The sequence below is a fragment of the Candidatus Stygibacter australis genome, assembly GCA_030765845.1.
In the GTDB taxonomy this organism is placed as follows: domain Bacteria; phylum Cloacimonadota; class Cloacimonadia; order Cloacimonadales; family TCS61; genus Stygibacter; species Stygibacter australis.
The window spans coordinates 1-9,168 of record JAVCDJ010000144.1 but is presented as its reverse complement, the minus strand read 5'-3'; the positions used below and the strand labels follow the sequence as shown (position 1 = coordinate 9,168).

The window sequence follows — 9,168 nt, the reverse complement described above, 5'->3', positions numbered from 1 at the left end:
GGCTGTCACCGCCAGTGATTTCCACAAATTCATGGTTTATCGCCCTATCTTCCAAAAAATTCTCCTGCCTCTTTATCTCTTCCAGAAAATTCATTTCATCTATATCATCAAAGATCTTCACTGCATGACGATTTCCAACGTCCACCAGATAGATAAAATCATCTTCATCCTCGATCTGATTATATTCCATGACTTTTCCCATTTCCACTTTCACCATTCCAGCAGCGCTTTTAAGCCAGCCCTTGCGAATACCACTATCTGTAGCTACTGTATATTCATGCTGGTTCGTTTCCTTTGAAAGCAGATATATCAGTGACCTTAGGGCACTTCCGCACATCTTGCCACGGCTGCCATCTGCATTATACATCTCCATTCTAAGGTCAGCTTCAGAACTTTCATGCAAAAATACTACTCCATCGCTGCCAATCCCAAAATGGCGGTCACTTAATTTGATCACCAGATCTTTTATATCAACACCGTTAAGCGCTGTTTTACGTTTATCAATATAAACGTAATCATTTCCCTGAGCGGTCATTTTGATAAATTCAAGCTTCATCTCTATTTCTCCCAGCTAAAACTTCACTGAAATCAAATAAACCCTGCTTATTGCTCAACCACACTGCAGCCATTAATGCTCCTGCTGCCAGCCCTTCCCTGCTGCGAGCTGTGTGACGCAATTCAATGCTGTCATATTCACTATCAAAACCAATGCGATGTTCTCCAGGGATATTCCCTCCCCGCACACTGGCAAAATGCAGCTCATCATCAGCTTTTATCCGCTGCAGATTGTCATAGATGACCTTATCTTTCTGCGGCAGTTCATCGATCAATATCTTTGCCAGATTTCTGGCTGTGCCGGATGGACTATCCTTTTTATATTTATGGTGCATTTCATAGCCATACACATCATAATCTTTCATATCTTTCATAATTTGCGCCGCTGCACGCACTATTTCATAAAATTTATTCATCCCGGGTGAGAAATTTGAACCATAAACTACACTGCCACCCATATCTGATACAAATTTCCTCAGTTCCGGCAGATGCTCATGCCAGCCGGTGGTGCCACTCACTACTTTTACACCCAGTTCCATACATTTGCAGATATTGCTATAAGCTGTATCCGGTTGAGTAAATTCCACTGCGATTTCTGCCTCATTCAAATCTTTATGGCATATTTCAGTACCCAGACGGGGGTCTATCCTGCTTACTACTTCAAGATCATAGCTGGCTGCCAGCTTCTCGATCATTTTACCCATTTGACCATATCCAATTATTGCCAGTTTGATCATCTTCTGCTCCACAATTCTATTACATTTTTCAACCAGATTCTGCCCCGTTTAAGGTCATCTAACATAATGTATTCGTTTATTGAGTGTATTTTCTGCATCCCCATTCCCACAACGATTCCCTGTAAGCCTTTGCGGGAAAACACATTCGCATCACTTCCTCCACCATTAATAACCAGCTTCTGAGTAATCCCGGTCGCCTTAAATGCCTGCTCGCTTAGCTTCACCAGTTCATCGTTTTCATCTATCATTGTTGATTGGAACGAGATATTCAGGTCAAATTCCAGGGTGCATTTATATTCACGGGTTGTAGCCTGAAACTGCTCCTTGACTTCTTCGCCCAGATTAAACAGCTTATTTTCATTATGGCTTCTGATCTCACCGGCAATTTTCACTTCATCACAGACGATATTCGTTGCTATTCCTCCACAAATCTTTCCGCAGTTCATGGTAGTTTCTTCATCTATTCTGCCATCTTTGATAGCCAGTATCGCAGCTGCTGCAGCTCTGATCGCATTATTACCTTTTTCCGGTTCTACTCCGGCATGCGCACTTTTCCCTCTGATGATTGCCTTCCAGTCAGCTTGATTAGGTGACGCTTTCACCACTTCCCCGATTTTATTACCATCAAGGACATAACCTCTTTTTGATTTTAATCTGGATAGATCAAGAGCTTTTGCTCCCAGAAGTCCGATTTCCTCACTTACTGTAAACACGATCTCCAGAGGGGCATGTGCGTCCCCACTTTCTTTGTATTCATCAAGCACTGCCAGGATCATGGCTATTCCACACTTATCATCAGCACCTAAAATCGTATTGCTTTCCGAGCGGATAATATCTCCATCAATTACTGGCTTCACTCCCTTGCCAGGCTGCACGGTATCCATATGAGCACACAAAAATAAGGGTTCCAGGTCTTTATTACCCGGGAGCCAGCCGATCAGATTACCAATCTCACCACCAGTAACTTCACCTGCCTTATCTATATATACCTCAGCACCCAGCCTTTCCAGCTCAGTTTTAAGCCCTAAGGCTATTGCCCCTTCATATAGAGATTCGCTGTCTATCTGTACCAGCTCGATAAAGTAATCCAATACACTTCTGCTCATCGTTTTTCCTTATTTTTCTTCCTTAATTCACTTTCCCTATTCCGCTCAATATGTCAAGCTCAATCCCATTTACCACCCTCCTCCCGTGTGTTATTTTTCCCACACCTGAATGTTTGATAGATTAACTGGTTGGGGCAGACCCGCGTGCCTACCCTCTTTAATTAATATTAATGCAGCAAATTCCGGGCAGACACTGGTCTGCCCCTTCCAGGACATGACTCCATAAATCCCCAATTTTTATCTCTTTTAAGATCCAGAATCCTGACTTTTTATTAATATTTACTCATACTTTTTCTTAGCTGCGGGATAACATTGAAAATCCTAATTAAATTTCCCATATAATCCCACTACATACACCCCTGCAACACTCGGGTAACCTTCGGGAGACCTACGTGTAGTACAACGATGAACGGCATGACATATTGATGTTATCCCGTTCATCGTTGCACTACCCCCAGGTCTCACCTTTGTTGCCTGAATGCTGGTACAATGGTGTTAATTTGTTCAGGGTTTTCATCAAATAATCGCATTCCTATTTCTCAATTTTTGAACATCATAGTAGATACTTCAATCTCGCTTGCCGGTAATCTGGAAAAGCGACTAAGCACTATCTAACATTTTAATGTCACTATGTGCTAAGTTGTTCTGTCATAATACTGGCATTTAGATACCTTAAAGTATATTTAATTGATATTTATAGAGATAGTATATTACCAGGGTACAGTGGTAATGTTTTTAGGTTGAATTTAATAAGATTTCACAAATACAGTGATCAGATGGCAAGCTCAATCCCATTTGCCACCCTCCTCCTATTTGTTATTTTTCCGACATCAAAATATTTGATTAACAAACTGGTAGGGGCAGACTCGCGTGTGTCTGCCCGGAATTTACTGTTTTATAGTTTCGAAAGAGGGCAGACACACGGGTCTGCCCCTACCAGAATCTGGCTTCATAGATCTTCGATTTTTATCCCATAAGTGAACTAAAATCAAGTTATTTTTATAAATCCTTAGTCTTACATTACATTCTCTCTGTGTTCTCTGTGCCCTCTGTGGTTAAAAAATCTTCTACCCCCTGCCGGATCCCAGAAGTCTTGCCCTGAATACAGTTCAAAACTACTGAATCCTTACTCTTACATTAGTTATTTTTCACCAAAACAGGTGTTATATTTTGCAGTTATAACTTGACTTTATTCTTTGGAAAGCCACAGGGAACCAACAGGGAGGGTACTGGGGTGCGGGAGCATGACAAATTAAAATGTTAAAGTTATTGTTTATAGATGATTGCAGAGTTATTTCTTTAAAAAGCCTGTGAAAATGAGATTTTGAGTGTTTACGGGATTTAAAAAGATTTTAATGGCAACATACTAATGTATTTTTTTCAAGGGTAGACGGAGTGGACAGAGTAGACGTTGTGGACGAAGTGGACATTGTGAACTCAGTGAACAGAGTGGACGCAGTCGAAGAGCACTTTTAGAAAAAGCAGGGTTTTATATTTTAGATATAACCCAGTAATATTTGGAGTCCCATTTTTGCTTCAGAATATGTGGAAGATTTTTCAGGGTGACGCTGGATTTGGTATCCGAGGAAGAAATCCAGATAAACTGGCTGAAATTTGAAGAAGGTGTGCAGATCAGCAACCCCGATCAGGGTGTATTCTGTTTTGTAACCTTCGCTGAAAGCAAAATTTCCACCAAAGCTGAGATCAAACCTGCAAGCTTTTGAATAGTCCCAGACTGTGGAAATAATTGGTGTGGATGTGAGTATTTCTCGATCTATTAAGTAAATATTATAACATCCAGGAGTGATCATAAAATTTCTATGAATAGAAGAATAGCTGAGATTTGCCAACCACGATGATCTATCTGAATCTGAGGAGCGTCCATCAAATTTGTACTGAAAATAATTGCTGTAAAGCAGTTCAGCAAAAAGTCCATTCTGGAAAACATAACCAGGAGTAAGCAGCCTGATACCTTTCTCTCCTTCGATGCTTAACCCGGCAGTATAGTCCCAGGTACTCCAGTCAAAAGTTTCATCAGGAATTGTGTCATAATCAAAAGTAGATTTTGAATAATAATATTTAGTTGCGAGATATAAATTGAGAGAGTCATAAAAATTAAAAATACTCTTGAATTCCAGATCCAGAGCAGTATTATATTTACTAATAATTGTCGTTGAATTAGCAGTATGATAAGTCAGATTGCCATGGTTAATTCTTCTCAGAATTTCTGTCTTGCCACTAAGCTCCCATCTATCAAAGAGCAGTATTCTGGAAGTACTTTTAAAGATATACTTATGAGGATAATATTCCATCCTTAGTTTATCATTCTCTCTCGTAACTAAAGTGAAATCAGCTTCAGCATCTGCAAAAAAACCATAATAACCCGGGTTAGTAGTTAAATCATTTATATCCTGTGCCTGGATAGACAAGGCGGATATAAATATAATCATCAGCAATAAAAGTCTTGGGATCTTCATTTAATACCTCCATCAGTTGTACAAAATATCGTTTTATTAAATATTTTGGCAAGAAATTTTATTTACTGCCTGGAGCCGGGATTTTTTGTGGACGTTGTGGACGCAGTGGACGGAGTGGACGTAAAGAACGTTGTGGACAGAAGTGGGAGTATTTGTGTACACTATTATTTACTTGACACAAATATAATAAATGAGTAAGGGGGGAAATAGTGCAGGATATTTTCTATAAGGGACATAACGTTGGTTCTCGTCGGGCTGATTTCATTATTGATGGTAGAATTATGGTGGAATTAAAAGCTTTGATTCGATTGGAAGATGCACACCTGGCTCAGGCAAAGAATTATCTCACAGCCTACAAATTAGAGACTGGACTTCTCATAAACTTTGGAGCAGTTAGTCTTGAATATACCCCTGATCAGGATTAGTGGGATAAAATCGTCGGGATCTGGATTTACGGGATTTACAGGATGAAGAGGATTAAGAGAATTAAGAGAATTAAGAGGTGGTTATTATGAAAAGAAATTCAATTTATTTGTTGTTTATAATTTTATTGTCGGGTTCACAGGTATTTGCTATAAGCCAAACTGATAGGGGGTATTATCTTCAGCCATCTCCTGAGGTAGAAGTAACTGGGCGAGTTGTAGGCTCTGATTTTCCTGATATTGGAATTGCCAATGCAGAGGTAACTTTAACGGGAATGGGAACACATACGGGAATAACTGATGAAGATGGTTATTTCATGATAGATACGGTTTATTCTGATAACACCTATGAGATGATCATTGAGGCAGAAGGCTACCAGGTTTTTATTGGCGAAGCAGTGATCGGAGCAGATGATACTGATCTTGGTGATATAATAATAAATGAAATTGTATTTCCTGCTTATGACGTAATAGCTGCTCAGAACGAATATGAAACTTTGGCTGAGATTATCTGGCACAGTCCCGGACAGGGATTGGTAGAAGACTACAAACTCTATCGTCTGCTGCTGGGAGATGAAGAAAATGAAGAAAACTGGATCATGGTTGCCGAGGGAATATCAGACACGGTTTATAGTGATCTAAGCTGGGCAACAGTGGAGATGGGCGTTTATAGATATGCAATAAAGGCAGAATATTTGAACAATGTGCTTTCAGAATCAGCTTTCAGTAACTGGCTGGGAAAAGATATGCTGGCAACGTTGGAAGTTACTCTAACTACCAATATTGGCGATATTCCAGAGGGAGCGATCATTACTCTGGAGGCAACAGAACCTGATCCCGATGGTAATTATCCTAATCCATTTAATCCGGTAACGAATATCTGTTATGAGATTGAGGAAAACGGTGATGTGCTGGTGAACATCTATAATCTGCGAGGGCAGAAGGTGGAAACGCTGGTAGATGGGTATTTTGAAGCGGGGAAACATGCTGTTATCTGGGATGCTGATAAATTTGGCAGCGGGATATACTTTGTCTATTTTGAAAGTGACACAAGGCGCGAGGTGAAGAAGATCACTATTTTGACGTAGCTTAGCGAAGAATATTGAGTTAATACGGTATTTCCGGATTGACTTAAGCTGCTGGGCAGGGGATAAAGAAAATAAATCTGGAGTAATAAATCGCTCTCAAGTCAATCTGACGGGTACATCATCTTAACTCGATAGCTTAATTATGGGTTCAGGTTTTGATTGACATGTGAGTGGTTGGAATAATATTTTACAATTCAAATATTTATAGTACAGGAGAGATGCGATGGCTAATGAAATCAGAGTAAGATTTGCACCCAGCCCCACAGGTTACCTGCATGTGGGTGGCTTAAGGACGGCTTTATATAATTACCTTTATGCCCGTAAAGTAGGCGGGACATTCATTTTACGGATAGAAGACACAGACCAGACCCGGTATGTGGAAGGGGCAGTGGAAAACCTGCTGGCGACTATGAAACTGGTAGGTTTACAGGCAGATGAAGGACCGGAAGCAGGTGGTAATTATGGACCCTATTACCAAAGTCAACGGACAGAATTATATAGAAAATATGCGCTTGAACTGGTAGAAAAAGGAGCAGCATATTACTGTTTCTGCAGTTCAGAAGATCTGGATAAGATGCGTGAGGAGCAGCAGAAAGACGGCTATGTGACGGGATATGATGGACGTTGCCGTAATATACCACCCGCTGAAGCAGCCGCAAGAGCTAGCGCAGGAGAAGATCATGTGATCAGATTGAAAACTCCTGATGAGAGTGAGGTATTCTTTTATGATGTTGTGAGAGAGAAGGTGACTTTTGACTGGAATATGGTAGATGACCAGGTGCTGGTCAAGAGTGACGGCTTTCCTACCTATCATCTGGCAAACGTGGTTGATGATCATCTGATGGAGATCAGTCACGTGATCAGAGGTGAAGAATGGCTTTCCAGTGTGCCTAAGCATTTATTCCTTTATGAGCAGTTAGGCTGGAAACCACCTAAGATGGCGCATCTGCCATTACTGCTGAATCCTGATAAATCTAAATTAAGCAAGCGACAGGGAGATGTGGCAGTGGAAGATTATCTTAATAAGGGGTTTCTGGCGGAAACATTATTGAACTTCATTGCCCTGCTGGGCTGGCATGCCAAGGGGGATCAGGAATTATTTACTCTGGCAGAGCTCGAGAAGGAATTCTCACTGAAGCGCGTGACGAAATCAGGGGCAGTATTTGATATAGAGAAATTACGCTGGATGAATGGTCATTACCTTAAAACCATGGATCTGGATAAGATCGTAACAGCAGCCAGACCTTTTTTCATAGAGGTATTTGGTGAGATAGATGAAGAAGAATTAAGAGAATTTGTGGATTACAGCAGACCAAGGGTGGCAACCTTGAAAGAGATGCCTTTGGAATGCAAGACGTTTAAAGAAGAGATAGAATATAGCGAGGAGGATAGAGCAATTCTGCAGGAATCCACAGCACAGGAAATGTGTGGATTTTGGGCAGAGAAGCTCAGCTTGCAATCTGACTGGAGTGCAGAAAGCGTGAATGATTTATTGAAGCAGACCGCGGAGAATTATGGAGTGAAAGGTAAGAAACTTTATTTTCCGTTGAGACTGGCGATGTTTGGCAGTGTGCATGGTCCTGAACTGGATAAGATCATAAAGCTGGCGGGAAAAGAACGGTGTATAGAAAGGTTGAATAAAGTGAGAAGTGAGAAGTGAGAAGACCTTGCGAATGGTCTTGACCTTCGCAATGGTTGAGCTTTTTTGTTTGGAGAATTGATCTGTCGCCACCATTGCGGAGGTCATTCGACCATTCGCAAGGTAGCTTATAAAAGTTAGCTTAAAAAGGAGAAATATATAATGGAGAAAAAAGAGAATACGCATTTTATCCACGAAATCGTGGAAGAAGATATACGAAATGGGAAACATGATGGAGCAGTGCATACGCGGTTCCCCCCGGAGCCAAACGGGCATCTGCATATAGGACATGCGAAGGCGATCTGTCTTGATTTTGGCACAGCGCTGAAGTATAATGGCAAGTGCAATCTCAGATTTGATGATACCAATCCCAGTAAGGAAGAAATAGCCTACGTGGACGGTATCAAAGAGGACGTGCACTGGCTGGGTTTTGACTGGGAAGATAGAGAATATTATGCTTCTGATTATTTTGATCAAATATATGAATATGCAGAGCGATTGATCAGGAACGGTAAAGCTTTTGTGTGCGATCTGAGTGGAGATGAGATCAGAGAATATCGGGGAACACTCACAGAGCCTGGTAAACCAAGCCCCTGGCGTGAGCGTAGTGTGGAAGAAAACCTGGATCTATTCCGCAGAATGAAAGCAGGAGAATTTCCAGAAGGGACTCGCACTTTAAGAGCAAAATTAGATATGAGCAGTCCCAATGTGCATAATCGTGATCCCGTGATCTATCGCATCATGTATGCCCATCATCATCGTACAGGTGATAAATGGTGCATCTATCCAATGTATGATTTCACGCATTGCATCAGTGACTCAATTGAGAAGATCACACATTCATTCTGCACTTTGGAATTTGAAGTTCACCGCTATTTATATGACTGGTTTTTGGACGAACTGGAAGTATTCCATCCACAGCAAATAGAATTTGCCCGACTTAATCTCACTTACACTGTGATGAGCAAGCGCAAGCTTTTGAAGATGGTAGAGGAAAAGATAGTTGATGACTGGGATGATCCGCGGATGCCTACTGTGAGTGGTTTACGCCGGAGAGGATATACCGCGGAATCAATCCGTGATTTTTGTGATCGGATAGGTCTTGCCAAGCGTGAGAGCATAGTTGACCTGGCACTTTTGGAAC

At 41.2% G+C, this 9,168-nt stretch carries 8 protein-coding genes; 4 read left to right on the top strand and 4 right to left on the bottom strand.

The window, feature by feature from the left end:
* The 4 genes from dapF to RAO94_07180 form a co-directional block, all read right to left on the bottom strand.
* Nucleotides 1-556: diaminopimelate epimerase (gene dapF / locus RAO94_07195; GenBank protein ID MDP8322118.1), on the bottom strand; the 556-nt coding region annotated here is incomplete at its 3' end.
* Nucleotides 546-1,292: a 4-hydroxy-tetrahydrodipicolinate reductase gene (dapB, locus tag RAO94_07190; protein ID MDP8322117.1), complete on the bottom strand. Its 747-nt coding sequence runs from the start codon at nt 1,290-1,292 to the stop codon at nt 546-548. The genes dapB and dapF, both read right to left, overlap by 11 nt.
* Entirely contained in the window at nt 1,289-2,398 is a 1,110-nt protein-coding gene (locus RAO94_07185; protein ID MDP8322116.1) for a M20/M25/M40 family metallo-hydrolase, read from the bottom strand. The genes dapB and RAO94_07185 overlap by 4 nt, the downstream gene beginning before the upstream one ends.
* 1,496 nt (nt 2,399-3,894) lie before the next feature.
* Nucleotides 3,895-4,875 carry a hypothetical protein gene (locus tag RAO94_07180; GenBank protein MDP8322115.1) on the bottom strand — a complete coding sequence of 327 codons (981 nt, stop codon included), beginning with the start codon at nt 4,873-4,875 and terminating at the stop codon, nt 3,895-3,897.
* Nucleotides 4,876-5,084: 209 nt separating this feature from the next.
* Between RAO94_07180 and RAO94_07175 the strand changes: the two genes are divergently transcribed.
* The 4 genes from RAO94_07175 to glnS form a co-directional block, all read left to right on the top strand.
* Complete coding sequence (locus tag RAO94_07175; protein ID MDP8322114.1) at nt 5,085-5,300, top strand: GxxExxY protein; 216 nt, start codon at nt 5,085-5,087, stop codon at nt 5,298-5,300.
* An 86-nt stretch (nt 5,301-5,386) separates the two neighbouring features.
* Nucleotides 5,387-6,385 (top strand): T9SS type A sorting domain-containing protein, encoded by a 999-nt coding sequence (locus tag RAO94_07170; protein MDP8322113.1) that lies wholly within the window; start codon nt 5,387-5,389, stop codon nt 6,383-6,385.
* Between the two features lie 223 nt (nt 6,386-6,608).
* Nucleotides 6,609-8,045 (top strand): glutamate--tRNA ligase, encoded by a 1,437-nt coding sequence (gene gltX, locus RAO94_07165; protein ID MDP8322112.1) that lies wholly within the window; start codon nt 6,609-6,611, stop codon nt 8,043-8,045.
* Between the two features lie 141 nt (nt 8,046-8,186).
* The coding region (gene glnS, locus RAO94_07160; protein MDP8322111.1) for a glutamine--tRNA ligase at nt 8,187-9,168 on the top strand (982 nt) is incomplete at its 3' end.

Excerpts from the sequence above, each read along its gene's own strand:
- dapB (MDP8322117.1), bottom strand. The coding sequence starts at position 1,292 with ATGATCAAACTGGCAATAATTGGATATGGTCAAATGGGTAAAATGATC.
- RAO94_07185 (MDP8322116.1), bottom strand. The coding sequence starts at position 2,398 with ATGAGCAGAAGTGTATTGGATTACTTTATCGAGCTGGTACAGATAGAC.
- RAO94_07180 (MDP8322115.1), bottom strand. The coding sequence starts at position 4,875 with ATGAAGATCCCAAGACTTTTATTGCTGATGATTATATTTATATCCGCC.
- RAO94_07170 (MDP8322113.1), top strand. The coding sequence starts at position 5,387 with ATGAAAAGAAATTCAATTTATTTGTTGTTTATAATTTTATTGTCGGGT.
- gltX (MDP8322112.1), top strand. The coding sequence starts at position 6,609 with ATGGCTAATGAAATCAGAGTAAGATTTGCACCCAGCCCCACAGGTTAC.